The following is a 22,490-nucleotide window of genomic DNA, read 5'->3' as shown; positions in this document are numbered from 1 at the left end:
GTGATACCGGCCGGAGTGCCTGCCCGCTCCAGGTCCGGCCTGACGTCACGGCCTCCGGGCGGAGCAGCGGATGTCGGACGCATCACGCCCGGCGCCTTCCTCCACCCGTCCACCCCCGGAGGCTGTTATCCCCCTGCGCGTGGACTCCACCCCGAAGAACCCTTCCCTCCCCGCCCTCGCACGCGAGGCCGCCGAGTCTCCAGCCGCCGCCCGCCGCCAGCTTGAGCGCTGCCGCGACACCTTCGCCTACCTGGGCGCCCGCCTGCGCCGCACGCCACCTCGCTTCGTCGTCACCTGCGCCCGGGGCAGCTCCGACCATGCGGCCGTCTTCGGCAAGTACCTCATCGAGACCACGCTGGGCCGAGCCGTCGCCTCGCTGGGCCCCAGCGTCGCGTCCGTCTACAACACGCGCTCCCTGGACCTGCGCGACGCGCTCTTCATCGCCGTGTCCCAGTCCGGCCAGAGCCCCGACCTCCTGCGAATGACCGAGGCCGCCCGCGCGGGAGGCGCAGTCGTCCTGGGCTTCATCAACGACGAAGCCTCGCCGCTGGCCGCGCTGTGCGACGTGCACATCCCGCTGTCCGCCGGCCCCGAGCACAGCGTCGCCGCCACCAAGTCCTATCTGCTCTCCGGGCTCGCCTTCCTCCAGCTCGTCGCGCACTGGTCTGACTCCGCGGAGCTGCATGACGCCGCCCGGCGGTTCCCGGACGCGCTGGAGGCCGCAGGCAAGCTCGACTGGTGGCCCGCGCTCTCAACGCTCAAGGACGCCAGCAGCCTCTATGTCGTCGGCCGGGGCAGCGGCCTGGGCGCCGCGCTGGAGATGGCCCTCAAGCTCAAGGAGACCTGCCGTCTGCACGCGGAAGCCTTCAGCACCGCGGAGGTCCTCCATGGTCCGCTCGGGCTCGTGCGGCCGGGCTTCCCCATGCTCGCGCTGGGGCAGGAGGACAACGCCGCGCAGGGCACTCGCGAAGTCGTGCAGCGCATGGTCGAACTGGGCGCGAACGTCCACACCGCCCTGCCCGTCCCCGGCGCGCAGGCCCTGCCCACGCTGCCGGACCTCCCCGCGGCCATCGCTCCGCTCTGCCAGGTGCAGAGCTTCTACTTCGCGGTGCACCAGCTCGCGACGGCGCGAGGCCTGGACCCGGATGCGCCCGCGCACCTGCGCAAGGTCACGGAGACCGTGTGATGACGACCGTCCTCCAGGGCGCACGCGTCTTCACCGGGGACCAGGTCCTCGAAGGTCACGCCGTCGTCATCGAGGACGGCACCGTCCGCGCCGTGGTGCCCCAAACCGGACTCCCCGCTGGAGCCACCGTGCACACGCTGCCCGGTGACACACTCCTGGCCCCCGGCTTCGTGGACGTGCAGGTCAACGGCGCGGGCGGCGTGCTCTTCAACGACACGCCCACCGAGGAGGCCGCGCTCGCCATCGCCTCCGCCATGCGCGCGTGCGGCACCACGGGCCTGCTCCCCACCTTCATCACCGACGACGCAGCCCGCATGCGCGAAGCCTGCGAGGCCGCGCTCACCGCCACCGCGCGCACCGACAGCGGCGTGCTCGGCATCCACCTGGAAGGCCCCTTCATCAGCCGCGAGCGCGCCGGCGTCCACGTGCCCTCGTTCATCCGCACGCCCGACCCTCGCGACCTCGACTACCTCACCGCCCTGCCCCGCCGCTTCGCCGCGCACGGCGGTCGAGTGCTGATGACGCTCGCTCCCGAGTGCGTGGACGATGCCACCCTGCGCCGCCTCACCACCGCCGGCGTCGTGCTCAGCGCGGGCCACACCGCCGCCACCAGCGAGCGCACCACCCAGGCTCTAAACGCAGGCGCGCGAGGCTTCACCCACCTGTTCAACGCCATGCCTCCGGTGATGAACCGCCAGCCCGGGCCCGTCGTCGCCGCGCTCACCCATGACGACGCGTGGTGCGGCGTCATCGCGGACGGTGTGCACGTGCACGCGGACAACCTGCGCCTGCTCCTCAAGGTCAAACCGCCGGGCAAGGTGTTCCTCGTCACGGACGCCATGCCGCCCGTCGGCACGCCCGTCACGTCCTTCACCCTCCAGGGACGCACCATCCTGCGCCGCCACGGCCGGCTGGAGACGGAGGACGGCACGCTCGCGGGCGCGGACATCGACCTCACCGCGGCGGTGCGCCACTGCGTCCATGTGCTCAACGTGCCCCTGGAAGAGGCACTGCGAATGGCCTCGCTCCATCCCGCCACCTTCATGGGACTGCACGGCCACCGGGGCCGCATCGCCCCCGGCCATCGCGCGGACCTGGTGCTGTTGAAGCCGGACCTTTCCGTCCACAGCACCTGGGTGGGCGGGCAGACGAAAAGCATTCACAGCGATTAACCCGGAAAAATGGGTGCGTGACTCCTTCCGCGTGTACCGCAGGCGAGGAGAACACGAATGCGTCGTAGCAAGTGGATTGTGGGCCTGGTGGCGTCCGCGCTGACCGTCGCCGGTTGTGGCCAGGAGTCCTTCGCGCCCGAAGCCGGGGGCCCGGGCAGCGTGATGAAGGCACCGCTGGATGCCGCGTGGGCCGTGGGCGTCGCCTACTCCGTGGGCACTCGCGTCACCTTCGAAGGTCGCGTCTATGAGTGCCGTCAGGCCCACACGTCCCAGGCGGACTGGACGCCGACGGCCGTGGCGGCGCTGTGGCTGGACGTGGGCCCCGTGACAGGCGGTGGCGACACCACTGCGCCCGTCGTCACCGCGTCGAGCAGCAGCACGAGCGTCACCGCCGCGGGCTCCATCACCCTCTCCGGCAGCGCCACGGACAACGTGGGCGTGACGAAGATCGAAATCCTGGAGAACGGCGCGCTCGTCGCCACCGCGTCCTCCTATACGCGGAGCTTCTCCGGCTCCGGGCAGAACGGCACGTACACGTACACCGTGAAGGCGTACGACGCCGCGGGCAACGTGGGCTCGAAGACCGTCACCGTCAACGTCGCCATTCCCTCCAACGGCGACGTCATCGCCCCCGTCGTCACCGCCAGCACCAGCGCGTCGCGCATCACCGCCGCGGGCTCCGTCACCGTCTCCGGCAGCGCCACGGACAACGTGGGCGTGACGAAGATTGAAATCCTGGAGAACGGCACGCTCGTGGCCACCGCGTCGTCGTTCACTCGCGCGTTCTCCACGTCCGCGCAGAACGGCACGTACACGTACACCGTGAAGGCGTACGACGCCGCGGGCAACGTGGGCACCAAGACCGTGAGCGTCGTGGTGGAGCTGCCCGGCACGCCTCCTCCGGGTGGCAAGCGCATCGTCGGCTACTTCACCGCGTGGGGCATCTACGCGCGCAACTACCAGGTCTCCAACGTCCCGGCGTCGAAGCTCACGCACATCAACTACGCCTTCTCCAACATCACTCCGGACGGCAAGTGCGTCCTCGGGGACTCGTTCGCGGACATCGACAAGGGCTTCGGCTTCCCCGGTGAGTGGGACCCGGGCGCGCTGCGCGGCAACTTCCGCGCGTTCAAGGAGCTGAAGAAGACGAACCCGAACCTCAAGCTGCTCATCTCCATTGGCGGCTGGAGCTGGTCCAAGTACTTCTCGCAGGTGGCCGCCTCCGCCGCGTCGCGCACCGCGTTCGTGAAGTCCTGCGTGGACCTGTACGTGAAGGGCCAGTTCCCCGGCGTCACCCCGGCCAACGGCGTGGGCGTGTTCGACGGCATCGACGTGGACTGGGAGTACCCCACCGGCGGCGGCCTGCCAGACAACATCAGCAGTCCCGCGGACAAGGTGAACTACACCCTGCTCATGCAGGAGTTCCGCACCCAGCTGGCCGCAGTCACGGCGCAGACGGGCCAGCCCTACCTGCTCACCATCGCGTCGGGCGCGTCGCCGGACCTGCTCGCCAACAAGCAGGAGACCGTGAAGCTGGCCGGCATCCTCGATTGGATCAACGTGATGTCCTACGACTACCACGGCGCCTTCGAGAGCACGGTCAACTTCCACTCCGCGCTCGACCGCGTGACGGGTGACCCGGGCGCCACCGACGGCTTCTACACGGACGGCTCCATCGCCAAGATGCTCCAGTTGGGCGTGCCCGCGTCCAAGATCGTCGTGGGCGTTCCGTTCTACGGCCGCGGCTGGGGCAACGTGCCCAACGTGAACAACGGCCTGTTTCAGTCCGGCGTCCCCACCAAGGGCACCTGGGATGACGGCCAGTCCGGCCTCACCGGCGTGTTCGACTACAAGGACCTCAAGGCCAACTACGAGCGCGCGGGCTCCGGCTACACGAAGTTCTTCCACCCGGAGAGCAAGCAGGCCTACGTCTACAGCCCGTCCACGAAGGTGTGGGTGGCCTACGACGACGTGCAGAGCATCAACGCCAAGTCGGACTACATCCTGTCCAAGAGCCTGGGCGGCGCGATGTTCTGGGAGCTGAGCGGCGATGACGGCAGCCTCGTCAACGCGCTCTACAACAAGCTCCACTGACGCCCGTCCCCAAGTCAGGGACACCCACACCGGGGCCGGCACGGGCATCACGCCCGCGCCGGCCCTGTGCGTTTTCGTGCCCCGGCCTTCACGGGCCCACCCCGCCCCACACCGGTCCGGCATAGAGTGGGAAGTGGATTGGTTGCCTGCCCGCCGTCCGGGGCCACATGCAGGGGAAGGCCGTGACGGGTCCGCCTGTTCACTGGCGTCATCGCCCCCTGCCTGCCCCCGGGCGCCGTCGAACTTCGAGGAGAACGGATGTCGCGTTTCACATCGCTGGCCGCACTTGTCGTGCTCACCTGCCCCGTGCTGGGGCTCGCGAAGCCGAACGCGGACGACCGGGCCCGCGAGTACGCGGCCGAGGCCGTCAAGGCCGCCAACTCGCCACGCGGCGGCGCCGCGCTCCTGCGCATGCACGCGCTGGTGGATGACGTGGAGGACCTCACCCCGCTGGTGAGCACCTACCAGCAGATTGCGTCGCGCCGCACGTCGGACGCGAACACGCGCACCACCGCGCAGCTGCTGCTGATGGACGCGGAGCGCTCGCGCGGCCGGATGGTGCGCGCCAACGAGGTCCGCCAGTGGCTGGGCTTCGTCAACGACTACTACGTCGTGGGCGGCTTCGAGAACGAGGGCAAGGCCGGCTGCGACACGGACTTCGGTCCGGAGGCCGCCAACCTGGACCTCACCGCGCGCTACCCCGGCGCCAAGGGCCACGAGGCCACCTGGCGCAAGCTGTCCGTCACGTCCGCGGACGGCTACGTGGACCTGGCCACCGCCGTGCGCCCCAACAAGGAGTCCGTGGCGTACGCGCTCACCTGGCTGGAAGTGCCCCAGGACACGCGCGTGGGGCTGGGCCTGGGCACCTCCGGCGGCTACCGCCTGTGGGTGAACGGGCAGCTCGCGTCCAAGGAGGACCGCTACAACCTGCCGCGCCCGGACCAGACGCGCGTGTCGGTGAAGCTCAAGAAGGGCCTCAACCGCGTGCTGGTGAAGGTGTGCCAGGAGTCCGGCCCGCTGGGCTTCTACCTGCGCTCGGAGTCCGCGTCCGCCCGCGCCTCGCTGCCCGCCAAGGCCCCCGCCCTGGAGCGCATGCCCGCGCCCGCGCCGCAGCCTTTGCCCACGCTGACCTCCTCGCTGCGCGCGCTGGTGGAGAAGAGCCCGGACGACGCGGCCCTGCGCGGCGACTACGCCCAGGTGCTGTCCTTCTTCCGCGCGTACGACGAGCGCGAGCACACCGCCAGCGCCGAGGCCGCGCTCGCGGCGGAGAGCGCCCCCAACGACGCGCGTCTGCAAGTGCTGGCCGCCAACACCCAGACGGACGACCTCAACGAGCGCCGCCGCTTCCTGGAGGCCGCCGTGAAGGCGGACCCCACCTACGCCCCGGCGCGCCTGGCGCTGGCGGACCATGAGATGGACCGCGGCCACCCGGAGCGCGTGCAGCCGATGCTCGCTCCCATCCTGGAGGTAGAGGACGGCCGCAACGTGCCGGGCGCGCGCCTGCTGCTCGCCCGCGCGGCGGAGGCCCTGGGCGAGCGTGCCCGGGCGCACGCACTGATTGAGGAGGCCTTCCGCCAGCAGCCGCGCGTGCCCCGCGTGGTGCGCGTGGCCGCCGCGGCGTCCCGTCAACTGGGCCGCGCCCAGGAGGCCATGGACCGCATGCGCGTGGTGCTGGCGCTGCGCTACGACGACTCCAACACCCGCCGCCAGCTGGCCTCCATGCTCGCGGACGCGGGCAAGGTGGACGCCGCCGAGCGCGAGTACGCGAAGCTCACCGACCTGAACCCCTTCGACAACGGCAGCCGCGTACGGCTGGCGGAGCTGAAGGCCGCCAACGGCGCCGCGGAGGAGGCCACCGTCCTCTTCACCGAGGCCAAGGCGCTCTCCCCGGATGAACCGGAAGTGTATGAGCGCGAGGGCCGCGCGCTGCTCGCCGCCGGTCAGCGCGAGCCCGCCCTGGCCGCCTTCGAGAAGTCGCTGGTGCTGCGCCCGCAGAACCCCGGCCTCAAGGAAGCCCTGCGCACGCTCAAGGGTGAGTCCGAGAGCGCGGGCACCCAGTACCTGGTGGACTCGAAGCCCCTGTCCAAGGAGGCCGAGGGCTACATGAACGAGGACGCCCTGTACCTCGTGGACAACACCTACGTGCGCGTGCAGAAGAGCGGCCTGTCCAGCCGCATGCAGCAGATGGTGGTGCGCGTGTACAACCAGCGCGGCGTGGACGCGTTCCGCAGCGTGCCGGTGACGTACTCGCCGGACCGCCAGGAGGTGCGCGTGCTGCGCGCCCGCGTGACGAAGCCGGACGGCTCCGTGGTGGACAGCTACGGCGACGCGGACCGCAACATCAACGAGCCGTGGACGGGCATGTACTACGACGCCCGCGCGCGCATCCTGTCGTTCCCGTCGCTGGCCGCCGGTGACACGCTGGAGCTCACCTACCGCCTGGACGACACCGCGCAGGACAACCTGCTGTCGGACTACTGGGGTGACGTGGAGAGCGTGCAGGGCGTCTACCCGAAGGTGCGCTTCCAGTACGTCGTGGACATGCCCAAGGAGCGGCCGCTGTACTGGAACAAGAGCCGCCTGGCCGGCGTGGACCAGCAGCAGGAGGCCCCCGAGTCCGGCCGCACCGTGTACCGCTTTGGCGCGAAGCACGTCTCCAAGGTGGTGCCGGAGCCGGGCATGCCGGGCTGGGCGGAGGTCGCCCAGAACCTGCACATCTCCACGTACAAGACGTGGGACCAGGTGGGCCATTACTGGTGGGGCCTGGTGCGCGACCAGCTCCAGCCCAACGCGGAGCTGAAGACCACGGTGGACCAGGTGCTCACCGGCGTGGACCGCAAGGACCAGCTGGCCGTCGTGCGCGCCATCTACTCCTTCGTCGTCACCAACACCCGCTACGTGGCGCTGGAGTTCGGCATCCACGGCTTCAAGCCCTACCGCGTCGACCGCGTGCTCGCGCGCCGCTTCGGCGACTGCAAGGACAAGGCGAGCCTCATCCACTCCATGCTGAAGGTGGCGGGCGTGGACAGCCGGCTGGTGCTGCTGCGCATGCGCAACCTGGGCGCGCTGGACGCGGAGCCCGCGTCGCTGGCGGCCTTCAACCACGCCATCGCGTACGTGCCGAAGTTCGACCTGTACCTGGACGGCACGGCGGAGTTCCACGGCGCCAAGGAGCTCCCCTCCGCGGACCGCGTGGCCAACGTGCTGGTGGTGGACCCCAACGGGACGAGCAACTTCCTCACCACGCCGGAGGCCAAGGCGGAGGACAACAAGACGACGCTGGCCATGGACGTGGCGCTGCGGCCTGACGGCGGCGCGGACGTGAAGGGCCAGAGCAGCGTGTCCGGCCAGTCCGCGCCGGACTACCGCCGCGCCTACCGCCCGGAGTCCACGCGCAAGTCCACCTTCGAGCGCGCCTGGGCCCAGAGCTTCCCCGGCCTCACCGTGCGCGAGGTGAAGCTCAGCGACACCACCCGTCTGGACGACGACGTGACGCTGGACTTCAACATGGGCATCCCGCGCTACGCGGAGGTGCTGCCCGGCGGCAGCCTGCGCTTCCTGCCCTTCGGCACGGGGCGCACCTACCAGCAGGCGTACGCGTCGCTCGCCGAGCGCCGCTTCGACCTGGTGATGTCCAGCCCCTGGGTGAACACCTTCAAGCTGCGCTACACGCTGCCCGGCGGCTACACCGTGGCGGAGATGCCGCAGGCGGTGGAGGAGACCACCCAGTTCGGCCGCGTGAAGCTCAGCTACCGCGTGGAGAACGGCGCGCTCATCGCCGACGGCGAGGTGGCCCTCTCCGTCGCCCGCATCAAGGCGGACGAGTACCCCCAGTTCCGTGAGTTCCTGGGCCGGGTGGACCGCGCCTTCGGCCGCCGCATCATGCTGCAGGGGCCGGGGCAGAAGACGGCTTCGCGGTAATCGCGGACACTCGCGGCGCCTGCCTGGTGTCGCATGAGCACGGAGGGCTTGACCCGGACGCGGCCCTCCGTGCTTAAGCAGATGCATGCACCCTGCACGCGCGCTCGTCCTTGGCTGCCTGCTGGTGGCGACGGTCGCCACCGCCGCCACCCCCGTCGTCCAGCTCCCCGAAGGTGGCCGGGCGGTGGAGGTCATCCCCAAGGGCGTGCTGTGCGGCCCCGTGCGCGGCGGCTGGGTGCTGGAGGGCCGCACGCTCAAGCCCCCCACGCGCGCGGATGACGCCAGCCGCACGCTGGAGCTGAAGGTCGCCGCGGACGAGGCCTCCTGCGCCACGACCACCGAGACCGTGGTGGTGGTGGCCACCGGGCCCTTCCCTCGCATCGACAGCGCCGCCACCACGTTCTACCCGGACGACGGGCGCCTGGAGCTCAAGGGCACCGGCCTGAAGAACGTGGCCATCGCCTGGTCCGGCACACCCCGGGGCGTGGATCCGAAGACGGCCTCCGTGGACGGCCAGGATTTCTGCCTGGAGCCCAACGCCCCCAACGAGTGCGCCGTCCCGCTGACGCCCGGCCTGCCCACGGACGCGACGCTGTCGTGGATCCCCGCCTACGGCCGCCGGGGTGCGGGCGTGTCGACGTACGACGCCAACGGGCGCTTCCTGGACGACGAATACTTCCGCCTGCGCCCCGGCCGCACCGTGCTCACGCGGCCCCTGGTGCAGTCCTCCGGCGTGGACCTGTCCAAGGGCCCCGGCTACGCGGCGGTGACGCACTCGGAGGCCATCGCGTCCGTGGACTGCGGCACCGCGCGCTGCGAGGTGACCGAAGGCGCCGTGTCCATCCGCAACGTGCCGGGGCTGAACCCCACGGTGAGCTTGCGCCTGCGGCTGGTGCCGCGCGTGTTCTTCGCGAAGGGCGACGCGCTGGAGACGTCCTTCTCCGAGACGCTGCCCGTGCTCGCGTGCCCCATCACCGCGGTGGATGGCACGGTGCTGCGCGACGCGGAGGACTCCGGTCTGGTGATGCGCCTGGACCCGGCCTGCGCGCACGACCCGCGCGGCCTGTTGTGGACGGTGAACGGCGCGCGCGTGCGCGTGGAGCGCGTGGTGAAGGCGCAGGACGGAACCTACGTGCTCCTGCGCACCAGCGGCACCAACGAGCCGCAGGTGACCGTCACCGCCATCACCTCACGCGTGGACGGCACGGTGGTGGCGTCGGAGACGGCGGACACGAAGCCCGTGCCGGACCCTCGCGCGACGCTGGAATTGCCCGGCCACGGCAGCATCGACTTCGTGCCCACCAACCGCCCGGCGGAGGTGACGGTGGCGTCCAATGGCGGCCTGGGCCGCTTCGTGCTGCGCCCGCTGGGCGGCGCGTACACCGTGACGATGCGCGAGACCACGACGCTCATCCAGGGCGAGGCCACCGCGGGCGGCTTCGTGTCGCTGCGCTTCGCCTACCGGCTGCCCACGCTACCCGCGGAGCTGGCCACGTCCGACCTGTTCGTCACCAACGAGCGCGTGCAGCGCGCGGTGCGTGAAGCCAGCGTGCCCACCAACGTGGAGAACCTGGTGGAGTTCATCTGCGCGGACAAGGAAGGCAACGACGAGAAGCTCGCGCCCAGCCGTCCTCACCGGCTGGAGTACGGCATGCGCAACACCTGCCGCGTCATCATCCACCGCGAGCGCCTCACGCTGGAGGAGGGCAACCAGGAAATCACCCTGCGCATCACCGTGACGAAGTCCGACAACTCCGTCCGGGGCGAGAGCAGCGTGGATCAACGCCTGTTCCTGCGGCCCAAGGGCGAGGTGCGCGTCATCCCCGTGCAGGGCAACCTGGGCCAGTACGACCGCATCCTCGTGCAGGTGGCGCACGTCGCGGACGAGTCCCGCTACGCCCTCTCCACGGTGGACCGCACGGGCCTGCCGTCCGCGCAGTGGACCGCCATCGTGCGCGGCGGCATGTTCCGCCTCTACACCATGGCCACCATCCCCGCGGGCCTCTACCGCGCGACGCAGCCCACGGGACAGCTGGCCATCAACTTCGGCGTGCTGTCGCGACTGGCGCTGCTCAACAACGAAGGCCAGGAGCGCCTGCTGGGCATCGAGATGGGCCTGATGGGCCTGGGCCTGGTGCCGCAGTCCGGAGACATCCAGTTCCCGCCCACGCTGGCGGCCGTGCTGGGCCTGGGGCTGCGCGTGCCCATTGGCCCGGGCGCGGCGGTGGGTGCCAACGCATGGATTGCCCGCGAGTTCCGGGGTGACATCACCCGGCGCACCAGCGGCGACCCCACCACCGACACCGTGGTGCCCTCCAGCAAGTGGTCCTTCATCTTCGGACCCAGCATCTCCGTGGGCAACGTGGGCTTCAATCTCTGAAGCCCACGCCGCGCCCCGCGGCTACTTCCCGAGCAGCGCCTTCAGGAACCGCCGCACCTCCGGCGGCCCCTCCACGCGGTACGCCGCGCACGTGTGCTTGTTGCCCGCGTGCACGGTGATGCCGCCCGGGGGCACCGCGGCGAAGAGGTCCTCGTCGGTGACGTCGTCGCCCAGGGCCACCACGCGCACGTCCGGCCCCTCGTCCTTCAGAACCTCCGGCACCACGCGGCCCTTGTTGACGCCCCGGGGCCGCACCTCCACCACGCGGTCTCCGGGCAGGATGTGCATGGGCTCCTGGGAGAACTTCTCGTAGAGTAGCAGGCGCAGCTCGCGCGCCTGGAGCGCTCCGAACTCCGCGTCCACCTTGCGGTAGTGCCACGCGAGCGACGCCGTCTTCTCCTCCACGAACGAGCCCGTCACCCGCGCCGCGAACGCGTCCAGCACGGGCTTCACCTTCGGCTTCCACTCGAAGGACACGCCCGGCAGCGCCTGCCACGGCTGGCCCCGCCGCATGCGCGACCACAGGCCGTGCTCCGCGTGCAACCCCACGGGCAGCTCACCGAACCACGCATCCAGCGTCTCACGCGGGCGGCCGCTCACGATGTGCACGGAGATATCCGGCCGGGCGCACAGCTCCTGGAGCAGCGTCATCAGCTCCGCGTCCGGCGCGGCCATCTCCGGCATGGGAGCGAAGCCCACGAGCGTGCCGTCGTAGTCCAGGAACAGCACCTTGCGGCCCGGCCCCTTCAGCTTGTCCAACGCGAGCATGCCGTCCGGCAGCGGCGGCTTCTCCGCCACCGAGGGCAGCCCCTGGAGCCGGTCCAGGAAGCTGGCCACCCACCAGTGCACGTCCCGCGTCTTCACGCCCGCGCGCAGGCAGTGCATGCGCTCCTGGCGCTCGGACCGGGGCATCTCCAGCGCCTGTTCGATGGCGTCCGCCATGCCCTCCACGTCGTAGGGGTTCACGAGAAGCGCGTCGCGCATCTCCGCCGCAGCGCCCGCGAACTCGCTGAGCACGAGCACGCCGTCCTCGTCCGGACGGGCCGCGCAGAACTCCTTGGCCACCAGGTTCATGCCGTCGCGCACGGGCGTCACCAGCATCACGTCCGCGCCCCGGTAGAGGCTCACCAGCTGCTTCTCGTTGAGCGAGCGATAGAGGTAGTGCACGGGCGTGCTGTGCACCGTGCCGTAGAGGCCGTTGATGCGGCCCACCAGTTCGTCCACCGTCTCGCGGTATTCGGCGTACGCCTGCACCTGCGTGCGGCTGGGCACGGCCACCTGGATGAAGCGCAGGCGCCCGCGCAGGGCCGGCTCCCGCTCCAGCACGCGCTGCACCGCGAGCAGGCGCCGGGGAATGCCCTTGGTGTAGTCCAGCCGGTCGATGCCCACGAGCAGCCGCTCTCCGCGGGCTCGCTCCTGCAGCGTCTTCACCTCGTCCAGCACCGCGGGCTCGCGCGCCAGCGTCTCGAAGGCGGTGGCGTCGATGCCCATGGGGAAGGCGCCCACGCGCACCTCGCGCCCCTGGAAGAGGACGCGGTCGATGTCCGTGTCCAACCCCAGGTGCCGCAGCAGCGTGCCGGAGAAGTGCCGCACGTAGCTCACCGCGTGGAAGCCGATGAGGTCCGCGCCCAGCAGGCCCTTGAGCAGCTCTCCGCGCCGGGGCAGCGTGCTGAAGATTTCGGACGACGGGAACGGGATGTGGTGGAAGTAACCGATGCGCGCGTGCGGCAGGCGCTGGCGCAGCATCCCGGGCACCAGCATGAGCTGGTAGTCATGCACCCAGATGGTGTCGCCCGGCTGATAGTGCTTCGCGGCCAGGTCGGCGAAGCGCTCGTTCGCCTTGCGGTAGGCGTCCCAGTCCCGATCCTGCCGGGGGACGCGGTCCAGCATGTAGTGACACAGCGGCCAGAGCACCCGGTTGGAGTAGCCCTCGTAGAAGCGGCTGACCTCGCTGGCGGACAGATACAGCGGCACGCAGCGCAGGTCCGCCAGCTGCTTCTCCACCTGCGAGCGCTGGGCGTCCGTCAGCCGCGAGACATCCCCGGGCCAGCCGATCCACATGCCTCCAGAGCGCTCATGCGGGCGGCTGAGCCCGGTGGCGAGCCCTCCGGCGCTGCGCACCACGGAGACGACATCCTTCTCCGCCTTGACGGTGACGGGAAGACGGTTCGAAACGAGCAGGAGTCGAGCCATAGACCCACTAGCTCTATTCACCCCCTCCGGGAATGGCTACCACCTTGTGCGCCTGGCTGACGTTTGAGGGCCCCTGCCCCGCCCGTGCCCAACCGAGCCGGACCAGCAACGCGGGCTCCCTCCCTGCCTTCCAGATGAAGGCGTCCAGCACGTAGTGCGTGGCCTGCGGCAGCGCAAGCAGCGGCACCACGAGCGCCAGCATATCCGCCTCCAGGACAGGACCACTGTCGCCGAACAACACCGGGCGGTCGTGCCACACCAGCACGTCCCACAACCCCTCTTCCAAGAGCGCCAGTCCCGCGAGGAACAGCAGGAAGCCCGGCAGCCCCGCACGCAGGAGCACGCCCAGCTCGCCGAAGCCCCCTTCCGCGTGGCGTCCGCGTGCGTAGCGGAACAACAGCGCGAAGTACGGCACGCCGTGCAGCACCACGTTCATCACCGTGAACGCGAAGTCGTCCCGCGCGAGCACGATGCCGCCGAACCACGCCACCCACGTGGCCACGACCAGCAGCACCTTGCCGGCCTGCACGCCTTCGCCCCGCGCGATGCGCAAGCACTGGAAGCCCACCCACAGCGTGAGCACCGCCGCGTGCGCGCCCAGCGCCGCGGTGCCCATCCACTGCGGGAGGCCGGAGATGAAGTCGTTCTCCACGAACCACCAGAACGAGCGAGGCAGGTTCGCGTGCCACCACACAACGGGGCCCAGCGTGGCGGCGTAGATGGCCGCGGCGTCCAGGCGCCGCTCGAAGGCGGACACGCGCGCCTTGCGGTCGTAGAGCGCCATCCAGCCGTACTGCTGGCGGATGAAGTGGAACAGCGCCACGTACGCGAACAGGCTCCAGAACGTGCCGGGAGACACCATGTACGCGAAGACGCCCGCCGTGTACGCGGCGAGCGGCGCGCCCACGTAGAGGCCCGGGCGGCGCGATACCTCCTCGCCGTCCAGGTACGTGCGGAACAGCGTGGACCAGACGTGCGCCACGTCCACGCCCACCACGAACAGGAGCCACGCCCACGCGGGCGTGTCCCCCACCGCTCCCAACCACGGCGCGGCCAGCACGAAGACCACGGACACGAGCGCGCTGCCGGCGAACACGGAGAGGTCCACGCCAGGGCCGAACAGCCAGGCCTGGGCGGGCGAGAGGAGACGGGGCATCGGGCCCTGGAGCCTACCAGCCCTCCCGCGTCCCCGGACGAAGCCTCACCTGGGAGCTGGAGTGGCCCCGAGAGTGGCCCTGAGCAGGTATTGGCGATGGTAGCGTCCCCATGTGGGAGGTCACGCATCCTTGTTCCAACCTTTCAGATTGGCCCTGGTGCTCGCGCTCGCAGGGGGAGCGGCGGCGCACGCAGAGGCGTCACCTGGGGGCCGTATCAGGCGGGAGCGGCCCGTCACCGTCGCGAGGATCGCGGGTGAACCTCTTCCAGTGGTCCACGTCACCCAGGACACACCGACGCTGCTTCTGTTTCCCTCACCCATTCAGCGGAAGTCCCTCACCTTCGACGAGTCGCGGATCCGCGTCCTGGATGCAGGGGAGCGGTCGGTCATCGTCCAGGCCGTGTCGGACCTCCGGGAGGACGAACGGCAGGTGATGGGTGTCTTCTTCGCGGACGGCAGCGCACCCGCGAGAGCCGCCTTCTCGCTGGTGACCGTCCCGTCCGAGGTCGACACGCGGATCGATGTGCAGCGGCCCCAACCGCCGGACGTCGCTTGCCAGAACGGACCTCAAGCCAGGGTGCCGCAGCCGGAGGATTTCGTGTTGCTGGGCTACGTGGACGGGATGGGCGTCACGACCTCCAAGGTCAACGCGGTCAAGCCCGGCTCACAGGGGCTTTCTTCCGCCAAGGCCATGTCCTTCCGGGGCAAGGGATGGGTGCTGGTGGATGTCCGCGTCTTCAACGAGGCTGACCGGCCCGCCTGGACGCCGCGAGAAGCACTGTTGGTAGGCCGGATGGGAGGCCCCCTGAGGGCACGGATCGTGAACGTCCAAGAGGGCGCGATTCCGCCAGGAGAGGAGCGTCGGGTGCTCGTGATCGTGAACACACAAGAGGTGGAGCCCAGCCTCACGTTCACCCTGGAGGTACGCGGGGACGGGGAACGTACCCTCACCATCCCCGAGGTGCGCTTTCCAAGACCTGCTCCAGGGGAAGCTCAATGACCGCGACCCTGCTCAGGCTGCCGTCGGGCGCCGTCGTGGACGGATGGCGCGTCTTGGGCGAACTCGGCAATGGAGGGTTCGCCGTCGTCTATCTCGTGGAGAAGAGCGGCAAGCAAAGCGCGCTCAAGATCGCGCGCCACCGTGAATCCAGCGGGGACTACAAGCAGACCCATGCCCGCATGCTGCGCGAGTTGACGGCGCTCCTCTTGCTGGACCATCCCAACATCATCGGGCACAGGGGCTACGGATACGCGGAGAGTGGCAACGCCTACATCGCACTCGACTACGCGGAGGGCTGGACGCTGGCGGAATGGAAGGAGCGCAAGCACCCCACGGTGCGTGAGCTCATGCAGGTCTTCGAAAAGCTATGCGCCGCGCTGTCCTATATGCACGGCCGGGGCGTGCTTCATCGCGACTTGAAGCTGAGCAACGTCCTGGTCCGCAAGAGCGACGGTGAGCCCGTCATCATCGACTTCAGCTGTGCGACCTACACGCTGGCCGAAGAGCTGACGGACGGGGGGCTGCCTCCGGGAACAGACCGCTTCCGGGCGCCAGAGCAGTTCCAGTTCCTGCGAGAGCACAGGAATGAACAGCGGGCACGGTACGCCTTCAAGGTGGCGGACGAGATCTTCGCGGTCGGCGCCATGATCTATGAGCTGCTGACGGATCCGCGCCCGACAGAGTTCAACGGGCGCTTTTCGCTGAACAGCCCCGTTGCGACGCCGCCCGCTGCGCGTACGGTCAATGCCCGCGTTCCCGAAGCGTTGAGCGATCTCGTCGAGGATCTTCTCTCGCGCGACCCCAAGCGGCGCCCGGTCGACACCGAAACGCTGCGTCGCGAATTCGCTGAACTGCTTGCCTCGCCCGGCGACGATTACGACATGCCGGCGCATGCACCCTCGGAGCAGCGTCAGGTTGAACCGATTGACCGCGCCTCTCCTACCGGCATGGCGCCGCCGCCACATGCGTCTCCACACGAGCGGCACGTCAGCCTGAGGCCAGGCTCCCGCCATAGGGGGCGAAGGCTCGCGCTCGTCGTCGCGGGCATCGCGCTCGCCGCCGCTGTGGCCTATGGGTTTCGTCCCGGAGCATGGCCCCCGCACGCGCCGCCCGCCGTTGCCACGCCGCCGGCCTCCGGGGCCTCGCGTTCCGCGCCGTCCAGTCTCGCCGCCCCTGGTATGTCACCCGCCGGCGGGACGCCCGTATCCACACCGGCTCCCGCAGTCACCGCCGCCCTCAAGGAAGGTTCACCCGTGAAGACCCCGCCACTCGAAGCGACAGACCCAGGACGCACCTCTCGCAGGCAGAAGCGCCCTCTCGGGGCCGTCGAGTGCTCCTCCCTGTCGCTTGTCGCGGCGCTGGCGGCGGGTTGCCCTGGTTCCCAGATTCGCCCCGAGGCGTTCACGTGCCCAGCCGGTGCGGAACGGGCCATGCGGGAGGAACTTCACTGGGAAGTGGGCGAAAGCTTCCTGGTCATCGCGGACGACCGCTACACCACGAGTGACTCCCCCTGGATGACCGTAGGTGCACCGGTGGTGGCTGTTGTTCCCAAGGGTGCGGTTGATCCGCGACAGGTGCAGGTGGCTCCGGCTGGGACACGTTTCCGGGGGACGGCGTACTACCTGTCCGACAAGATGGGGCGCTCGGAAGGACCGGCGGCCGTCATCCGGTATGACCGCGTGAAGCTGCCAGGGCAGGAGGAGCAGCCCGTTTGCTTCGTGGTGGAGATTCCCTCCGAGGGTTTCAAGGATGGCCGAGTGAAGGCCCAGCAGAACATCATTCGCGGTGACGTGGTGGACCGCTGGCCCTGAGCAGGACGAAGGGGACGCCCTCCCATGCGGTTTTCCACATGGGTCCACAATCACCGGATGCTTGCTGCCTGATCAGAAAATGCGACCGGCAGCGGCGCTGGCGGACAGCCGTCGTGGAATCTTCCTGAGACAAAGGGGTGGTTTAAAGACAACAACCCGACACGTGAGACTAACTTGCAAGGTTTTCCTTCCTGGGCGTTATCATGGTTGAAGACACACAGACGCAGGGCTGAGCGAGGAGGCTGTCATGTCCGGAACGGCGATGATGAATGGACTGGTTCACACCGCGGACCTCGAGTGGAAGCCGCTCGGTCCTGGAACGTCCTACCGCCTGCTGCGCGTGAGCGCGGAGACGGGTGTGTGGAGCGCCATCCTGAAGATGGAGAAGGGCGCCGTCTTCGCGCCGCACAAGCACCTGGGCCCCGCGGAGATCTTCATCCTCTCCGGCTCGACGCAGGACCGCCTGGGCATCACCCGCGCGGGCGACTACGAGTTCGAGCCGCTGGGCGCCGAGCACCCCGCCACCACCGCGCTGGAGGAGTCGCTCGTGCACTTCACCGCGCACGGCCCCATCGCGTTCCATGACGACAAGGGCCGCATCGTGATGCTGCTCGACTCGGAGTTCTTCCTGAAGGCGCAGGCCGAGGAGCCGCAGTACAGCATCAAGAAGGCGGCCTGACGCACTGCAAGGCTGTGTTTCACACGTCGGGTGTCTGACTTTGACACCCGACGTCACGGCAGGCGGCCAGGTATCAGGCCGCTTCCAGCAGGCGTAGGAAGGCGCGGGCCGCGTCGGCATCGCTGATGGAGCCCAGCCCCTCGCTCACCTGCAGCTCCGTGGACACGACGCCGGGCACGCGCGTCTGTCCGAAGCCTCCCGCCACCCAGACCCGGTCCTCGCGCGCGATGCGGTCGCGCTGCTTGCTGTAGGCCTGGGGTGAGCCGCGCAGGAACACGTGGAACATGTTCGTCTGCACGGGCTGCGGCAGCACGGTGACGCGGGAGTCCGCCGCGATGAGCGTGGTGAGCGCCTTCGCCCGCTTCACGTAGCCGGGGATGACGGTCAGCGCCGCGTCGAAGCGCATGGCGGCGGAGGCCACCAGCGGGGCCAGGTGGAACAGGTTGCCGCCGTGCCGGTGGCGCCACACGCGAGCCTCCTTGATGAAGTCGCGGTTGCCCACCAGCATCGCGCCGCCAATGCCGCCCACCATCTTGTAGAAGGACACATAGACGGAGTCGAAGCCCTTGCAGATGTCCGCGTAGGAGCGGCCATAGAAGGGCTGGCTCTCCCACAGCCGCGCGCCGTCCATGTGCAGCTTCACCTTCTTGTCGCGGCACGTGCGCTTGAGCTCCTGGAGCTGCTCCCACGTCTGGAGCTGCCCGCCCAGCCAGCGCACCGGCAGCTCCACGCTGACGCTTCCCAGCGTGTCGCGAGCACCGGTCACGTCCTCCGCCAGCAGCGGCCGCGTCCACGGGCCCAGGTTCACCGCGCGCAGCTGGTGCAGCACGGAGTAGGCGTCGTCTTCATGCTGCACGTGGTGCGACGACGGGTGCACGCCCACCGTGCGCACGTTGCTCGCGTCCGCGTAGATGCGCAGCGCGATGAGCTGCGCCATGGTGCCCGTGGGCATGAAACACGCGTCCTCGAAGCCCAGCAGGTCCGCGAGCTTCTTCTCGAAGGCCTGCACGAAGTCGCCGTTGCCGTAGAAGTCGCTGGTCAGCTTCTGGCGCTGCATCCACTCGCCAATGCGCACGTACTCCGCGCCGTCGTCGGACGTGGAGCTGACGGGCAGCGACGCGGTGCAGCCCTTGCGCAGCTGTTCGTACTCGGCTTGCGAGACCGGCTTGGGAGCCGCCTCCGCGGCGGGGACACCTTGAAGTCCCGGCGACTTGGTGGTGCGCAGGGACGGCGTGCCTCCGTCCGGAGCCGCCTGGCTCCGGGTCGGGAACAGCGTGGAGCCCGCGAGCAGGCTGGTGAGTCCGAGGAACTCCGCCCGGCTGAAGCGACTGTCCTTCATGTGCCCTTCCCTCCCGCTTCGGATGCCTACAACCAACTGGCGCTCTTGAGCCCCATTCCCGCCAGGGCCCGCTCCGCGGCCTGCACGCCGAACCAGTTGGCCTCCTCGAAGAGGGCCATGCCGCCCAGGTCCGTGTGCGCGAAGTGCAGGTGCCGCCCCAGGCTCTGTTGCGCGGCGCGGCGAGCTTCGCCCCAGATGAAGCCCGGCTGGGGCCGCACCATGGCGTGGCCCCAGCGCTGCACCTCCAGCCGCTGCGCGAGCGCGCCCACCCCGGGGTGCGCCGGCAACAGGTCCGCCATCACCAGCGCCTCCCAGTCCCCGTACGTCGCGGAGAGGGCCTGATTGCGTTCCGCCTTCACGTCCGCGCCGGCCATGGGCAGGTACCAGGTGAGCACCGTGGGCCCGCGCGAGTCCTGGCGCAGCGACTGGTGCGTGGACACCACGTAGCCCAGGCTCCGGCTCTCGTAGAAGACGTTGTCCCAGGCCAGCGGGAAGCCCCGAGACGCCGGTGGCGCGGACACCGTCAGGTTCGCCACCACCCACGGACTGTAGACGAAGGCGTCCATCCACGCGGGGCGCGCCTCGCGCCACGGCGCCACCACGTGCGCGGCGACGAAGCGCGGGCACGCCAGCACCACCTGCCGCGCACGAAAGGCCCGGGGCGCCCCGGTGCGCGCATCCAGCGCGTGCACGCGGCAGCCGTCCTCTCCCGGCTCCACCGTGTGCACCAGCACCTGCGTCTCCAACTGACGCGGGCCCAGCGACGACGCCAGCTGCTTCACCAGCCGGCCGTTGCCCTCGGGCCAGGAGAGGAAGCCGTCGCTGCGCTCACCCTTCCCGTTCTGCCGCGCGGCGAAGTACCAGATGCCCGCCCAGGCGGAGACGTGCTCGGAGGTGGTGCCGTAGTCGTCGCGGCACGCGTAGTCCACGAACCACTTCAGCCGGGGCGAGCGGAAGCCCTCCGCCTCCATCCACCGCGCCATGCTCAGCGCATCCAGCGCGGTCCACTCCGCGTCGTCGCTGGAGAGCGCCACTGGCACCGCGAACGCCTTGCGCCCCTTCGCGTCGCGCGCGGCGGCGAAGGTGTTCATCCGCGCGTCGAAGCGCTCCAGCTCCGCCAGGTCCTCCGGGCTCGCGCCCGCACGCAGGTACAGCCCTTCGTACCAGTGGCCCCTGTAGAAGACGCGCTCGTCGGGCTCCTGGATGAGCAGCTCCTCCGCGAACGACGGATGGCCTTCCGCGTCCACGCCGGTGACGGCGTCCATCTCCCGCAAGAGGCGCATCACCGGCCCTTTGTCCTCCAGGGGGGATGGCAGGTAGTGCGCGCCCCACGGGAACGCGGACACGGCGTTGCGGCCCGAGCGGGACGTGCCCCCGGCCTCCGTCTCCAGCTCCACCACGCGCAGGTCCTTCACGCCCGCGGCGGACAGGCGCCACGCGGCGGACAGCCCGGCCGCGCCCGCGCCGACAATCAACACGCCCACCGGCTCGAAGTCCTGCGCGCGCGGCAGCGGCCCTGTGCGCAACTTGTGACCGGTGTCCACCGCCCGGTCCACGATGGCGCCCGGCACCGGCGCGCGAGCGGCCTGCCGCGTACAGGCGCTCGCCACGGAGGCGCCCAGGAACGCGGCCACCAGCTCGCGCCGCGTCAGTTCCACCGGCGCCACTCCTCTTCGTAGTAGTGCACCAGCACCTGGTTGTTCAGCCGGTTCACCTCCGCCGGCAGCGGGGACATGTCCGGAGAGAAGCGCGTGAGCCCCTCCAGCGTGTCCTCGTCCAGGAACGCCAGCCCCTCCGGCAACGGGCGGTAGCGGCCGGGCCGGTCCTGCGCCACCAGCACGTAGCCCCACTCACCGAAGGACGGCACCAGCGCGTGGTACGGCTGCGTCCAGAAGCCCGCGGCCTTCAACGTGGTCTCCACGCACCAGAACGAGCGCCGCGCGAACAGCGGGCTGGTGCTCTGGATGACCGCCACGCCGCCCGGCGCCAGGTGCCTCTTGAGAATCTTGTAGAAGCCCGTCGTGTACAGCTTCCCCAGCGCGAAGTTGTTGGGGTCCGGGAAGTCCACGATGACGACGTCCCAGGCGTTGGCGCCTTCCGCCAGGAACTGCATGGCGTCCGTGTTGATGACGCGCATCTTCGGGTGCGTCATGGAGTGGTGGTTGAGCGCCGCCAGCTCCGCGTAGTTCGTCGCGAGCCCGGTGATGGCGGGGTCCAGGTCCACCAGCGTGACGGACTTCACGTCCGGATACTTCAGCACCTCGCGCGCCGCGAGCCCGTCCCCGCCGCCCAGGATGAGCACGTTCTCCACCTTCTGCGCGCGCACCATGGCCGGGTGCACCAGGGACTCGTGGTAGCGGTACTCGTCGATGCTGGCGAACTGGAGGTTGCCGTTGAGGAACAGCGAGAAGCCCCGCTTGCCGCGCGTGACGATGATGCGCTGGTAGGGGGAGCTCGTGGCGTGGACGACGTCATCCGCGTAGAGCTGATCCTCGTAGAACGTGGTGAGCCGGTCCCCCATCGCGAAGCACACCAGCAGCCCCGCGCACAGCGCCACCGCCTTGATGCGCAGGCGCACGGGGTTGGCCAGCACGGGCGCGAGCAACCACGTGCTCCACAGCCCCACGCCCGCGTTGAGCAGGCCGAAGAGCAGCGACGTGCGCACCAGCCCCAGCTTCGGCACCAGCAGCAGCGGGAAGGCCACGCTGGCCGCGAGCGCGCCCAGGTAGTCGAACGTCAGCACCTGGCTGACCAGGTCCTTGAACTTGAGCTGGTCCTGCAGGATGCGCAGCAGGAGGGGGATCTCCAGCCCCACCAGCGTGCCGATGAGCAGCACGCTGCCGTACAGCACCACGGGGAACATGCTGGTGAGCGTGAAGGTGAGGAACAGCATCGGCGCGCACAGCCCGCCGACCAGGGCCACGGCCAGCTCTATCTCCACGAAGCGCTGGGCCACCCCGCGCTCCACGAAGCGCGACAGGTAGCTGCCAATGCCCATGGCGAAGAGGTAGCCGCCAATGACGGTGGAGAACTGGGTGATGCTGTCCCCCAGCAGATAGCTGGCGAGCGTCCCGACGATGAGCTCGTAGATGAGCCCGCACGTCGCGATGACGAGGACGGTGAGGAAGAGCAGCGTCTTGTTCAAAGCGTCACGTGTTTCAGCCGCTGATGGCCGCCGCGATGATGATGGCCAGGCCCAGGATGAACGAGCCGATGACGATGCCCAGGGCCGTGTTCTGGTCGACCTCGATTTCCTTGTGCACGTCGTACGGCAGGATGAGGCGGATGACGTAGAAGCCGGCCACGAACACCACCAGGCCGATGAGCGAATAGATGACGCTCGCCAGCACTCCCTGCAGGGTGACCACCACTCCGAGCAACAGCATCACTTGCCTCCCATGAATCCACCGGTCCACAGCAGCACGCCGCCGGGACCGCGCTTCACGTCGCCGGTCACCCGCCCGCGCTCCTCGTCACTGAATGGGGCCCAGCCCGTATAGGTGGCCCACGCGTACGCCACGAGCACCAGTCCGCCCAGGTACTTCATCGTCCACCTCCC

General features: G+C 69.7%; 15 protein-coding genes. 8 read left to right on the top strand and 7 right to left on the bottom strand.

The features are described from left to right. Positions 1–139 precede the first annotated feature (139 nt). The 5 genes from D7Y04_RS05385 to D7Y04_RS05365 all read left to right on the top strand — a co-directional run bounded on the left by D7Y04_RS05385 (position 140) and on the right by D7Y04_RS05365 (position 10,753). Positions 140–1,186 (top strand): SIS domain-containing protein, encoded by a 1,047-nt coding sequence (locus tag D7Y04_RS05385; RefSeq protein ID WP_233601278.1) that lies wholly within the window; start codon positions 140–142, stop codon positions 1,184–1,186. After that, complete coding sequence (gene nagA, locus D7Y04_RS05380) at positions 1,186–2,358, top strand: N-acetylglucosamine-6-phosphate deacetylase (protein ID WP_121758524.1); 1,173 nt, start codon at positions 1,186–1,188, stop codon at positions 2,356–2,358. The genes D7Y04_RS05385 and nagA overlap by 1 nt, the downstream gene beginning before the upstream one ends. 57 nt (positions 2,359–2,415) lie before the next feature. After that, positions 2,416–4,452: a glycosyl hydrolase family 18 protein gene (locus D7Y04_RS05375; protein WP_121758523.1), complete on the top strand. Its 2,037-nt coding sequence runs from the start codon at positions 2,416–2,418 to the stop codon at positions 4,450–4,452. Between the two features lie 258 nt (positions 4,453–4,710). Further along, complete coding sequence (locus tag D7Y04_RS05370; protein ID WP_120595968.1) at positions 4,711–8,373, top strand: DUF3857 domain-containing protein; 3,663 nt, start codon at positions 4,711–4,713, stop codon at positions 8,371–8,373. A gap of 85 nt (positions 8,374–8,458) precedes the next feature. Next, positions 8,459–10,753 (top strand): hypothetical protein, encoded by a 2,295-nt coding sequence (locus tag D7Y04_RS05365; protein WP_171812311.1) that lies wholly within the window; start codon positions 8,459–8,461, stop codon positions 10,751–10,753. Positions 10,754–10,774: 21 nt separating this feature from the next. Here D7Y04_RS05365 and D7Y04_RS05360 read toward each other — a convergent pair whose 3' ends face one another. Beyond that, positions 10,775–12,946: a bifunctional alpha,alpha-trehalose-phosphate synthase (UDP-forming)/trehalose-phosphatase gene (locus D7Y04_RS05360; RefSeq protein WP_120595969.1), complete on the bottom strand. Its 2,172-nt coding sequence runs from the start codon at positions 12,944–12,946 to the stop codon at positions 10,775–10,777. A gap of 13 nt (positions 12,947–12,959) precedes the next feature. Beyond that, entirely contained in the window at positions 12,960–14,102 is a 1,143-nt protein-coding gene (locus D7Y04_RS05355; RefSeq protein ID WP_121758522.1) for a hypothetical protein, read from the bottom strand. 130 nt (positions 14,103–14,232) lie between these two features. Here D7Y04_RS05355 and D7Y04_RS05350 point away from each other — a divergent pair, with 130 nt between their 5' ends. The 3 genes from D7Y04_RS05350 to D7Y04_RS05340 all read left to right on the top strand — a co-directional run bounded on the left by D7Y04_RS05350 (position 14,233) and on the right by D7Y04_RS05340 (position 17,592). Next, positions 14,233–15,102 (top strand): DUF2381 family protein, encoded by an 870-nt coding sequence (locus tag D7Y04_RS05350; protein ID WP_121758521.1) that lies wholly within the window; start codon positions 14,233–14,235, stop codon positions 15,100–15,102. Beyond that, entirely contained in the window at positions 15,099–16,913 is a 1,815-nt protein-coding gene (locus D7Y04_RS05345) for a serine/threonine-protein kinase (protein WP_121758520.1), read from the top strand. Before D7Y04_RS05350 ends, D7Y04_RS05345 begins: the two co-directional genes overlap by 4 nt. 247 nt (positions 16,914–17,160) lie before the next feature. Continuing rightward, positions 17,161–17,592: a cupin domain-containing protein gene (locus D7Y04_RS05340; protein WP_120595972.1), complete on the top strand. Its 432-nt coding sequence runs from the start codon at positions 17,161–17,163 to the stop codon at positions 17,590–17,592. Between the two features lie 73 nt (positions 17,593–17,665). Here the strand turns inward: D7Y04_RS05340 and D7Y04_RS05335 are convergent, their stop codons facing one another. The 5 genes from D7Y04_RS05335 to D7Y04_RS45055 are packed head-to-tail and all read right to left on the bottom strand — an operon-like array spanning position 17,666 to position 22,478. Further along, positions 17,666–18,931, bottom strand: coding sequence for a low specificity L-threonine aldolase (locus tag D7Y04_RS05335; RefSeq protein ID WP_121758519.1), 1,266 nt, complete (start codon positions 18,929–18,931; stop codon positions 17,666–17,668). Positions 18,932–18,957: 26 nt separating this feature from the next. After that, positions 18,958–20,589, bottom strand: a complete 1,632-nt coding sequence (locus D7Y04_RS05330) for an FAD-dependent oxidoreductase (RefSeq protein ID WP_171812309.1) — start codon at positions 20,587–20,589, stop codon at positions 18,958–18,960. Beyond that, positions 20,580–22,076 (bottom strand): polyamine aminopropyltransferase, encoded by a 1,497-nt coding sequence (locus D7Y04_RS05325; RefSeq protein WP_121758517.1) that lies wholly within the window; start codon positions 22,074–22,076, stop codon positions 20,580–20,582. The genes D7Y04_RS05330 and D7Y04_RS05325 overlap by 10 nt, the downstream gene beginning before the upstream one ends. Before the next feature lie 13 nt (positions 22,077–22,089). Further along, positions 22,090–22,317 (bottom strand): DUF350 domain-containing protein, encoded by a 228-nt coding sequence (locus tag D7Y04_RS05320; RefSeq protein ID WP_014393984.1) that lies wholly within the window; start codon positions 22,315–22,317, stop codon positions 22,090–22,092. Next, a complete protein-coding gene (locus D7Y04_RS45055) occupies positions 22,317–22,478 on the bottom strand; it encodes a hypothetical protein (RefSeq protein WP_014393983.1) in 162 nt (53 codons plus the stop codon). Before D7Y04_RS45055 ends, D7Y04_RS05320 begins: the two co-directional genes overlap by 1 nt. Between the last annotated feature and the right edge of the window lie 12 nt (positions 22,479–22,490).

Origin of the sequence: Corallococcus sp. AB038B (genome assembly GCF_003668955.1) — a bacterium.
Taxonomy (GTDB): domain Bacteria; phylum Myxococcota; class Myxococcia; order Myxococcales; family Myxococcaceae; genus Corallococcus; species Corallococcus exiguus.
Note: the sequence above shows the minus strand (reverse complement) of the source record. Positions and strands in the feature narration are given on the sequence as shown.

Excerpts from the sequence above, each read along its gene's own strand:
- nagA (WP_121758524.1), top strand. The coding sequence starts at position 1,186 with ATGACGACCGTCCTCCAGGGCGCACGCGTCTTCACCGGGGACCAGGTC.
- D7Y04_RS05375 (WP_121758523.1), top strand. The coding sequence starts at position 2,416 with ATGCGTCGTAGCAAGTGGATTGTGGGCCTGGTGGCGTCCGCGCTGACC.
- D7Y04_RS05370 (WP_120595968.1), top strand. The coding sequence starts at position 4,711 with ATGTCGCGTTTCACATCGCTGGCCGCACTTGTCGTGCTCACCTGCCCC.
- D7Y04_RS05365 (WP_171812311.1), top strand. The coding sequence starts at position 8,459 with ATGCACCCTGCACGCGCGCTCGTCCTTGGCTGCCTGCTGGTGGCGACG.
- D7Y04_RS05360 (WP_120595969.1), bottom strand. The coding sequence starts at position 12,946 with ATGGCTCGACTCCTGCTCGTTTCGAACCGTCTTCCCGTCACCGTCAAG.
- D7Y04_RS05355 (WP_121758522.1), bottom strand. The coding sequence starts at position 14,102 with ATGCCCCGTCTCCTCTCGCCCGCCCAGGCCTGGCTGTTCGGCCCTGGC.
- D7Y04_RS05345 (WP_121758520.1), top strand. The coding sequence starts at position 15,099 with ATGACCGCGACCCTGCTCAGGCTGCCGTCGGGCGCCGTCGTGGACGGA.
- D7Y04_RS05340 (WP_120595972.1), top strand. The coding sequence starts at position 17,161 with ATGTCCGGAACGGCGATGATGAATGGACTGGTTCACACCGCGGACCTC.
- D7Y04_RS05335 (WP_121758519.1), bottom strand. The coding sequence starts at position 18,931 with ATGAAGGACAGTCGCTTCAGCCGGGCGGAGTTCCTCGGACTCACCAGC.
- D7Y04_RS05320 (WP_014393984.1), bottom strand. The coding sequence starts at position 22,317 with ATGCTGTTGCTCGGAGTGGTGGTCACCCTGCAGGGAGTGCTGGCGAGC.
- D7Y04_RS45055 (WP_014393983.1), bottom strand. The coding sequence starts at position 22,478 with ATGAAGTACCTGGGCGGACTGGTGCTCGTGGCGTACGCGTGGGCCACC.